Source organism: Paraburkholderia sp. RL18-085-BIA-A (assembly GCF_046027075.1).
In the GTDB taxonomy this organism is placed as follows: Bacteria; Pseudomonadota; Gammaproteobacteria; order Burkholderiales; family Burkholderiaceae; genus Paraburkholderia.
In genome coordinates this window covers 1-459 of the sequence record NZ_JARESU010000612.1, presented here as the reverse complement: position 1 = coordinate 459, position 459 = coordinate 1, and the positions used below count along the sequence as shown (strand labels likewise).

Annotated in this window: 1 pseudogene; it reads left to right on the top strand. The window is 60.8% G+C overall.

Annotation, left to right across the window (positions count from 1 at the left end):
• Positions 1-34 precede the first annotated feature (34 nt).
• Positions 35-459 (top strand): annotated as a pseudogene (locus P0D89_RS54080) (Fe-S cluster assembly protein SufB); the annotation flags it as partial.

Here is a 459-nt window from a genome sequence, read left to right as displayed (position 1 = left end):
CACTGGCGCGCTAAACGACCGACGGAGGCCATGCATGAGCGCATCTACAACCGGTTTAGACGAACTGATCAGTCGCGAGTACCAGCATGGTTTCGTGACCGACCTGGCGGCCGACGCGTTGCCGAGCGGGCTGAGCGAGGGCGTAATCCGGCTCATTTCCGCAAAGAAAGACGAGCCGGCGTTCATGCTCGAATGGCGGCTCGCGGCCTATCGGCACTGGCTCACGATGACCGAGCCGCATTGGGCGACGGTCCGGCATCCGCCGATCGACTACCAGAGCATCGTCTATTATTCCGCGCCGATGGCGCAGAGGAATCGTCCGAAGAGTCTCGATGAAGTCGATCCGGAACTGTTGCGTACTTATGAAAAGCTGGGTGTGCCTCTGGAAGAACGCGAACTCCTGGCAGGCGTCGCGGTGGATGCGGTATTCGACAGCGTCTCGGTAGCCACGACGTTCCG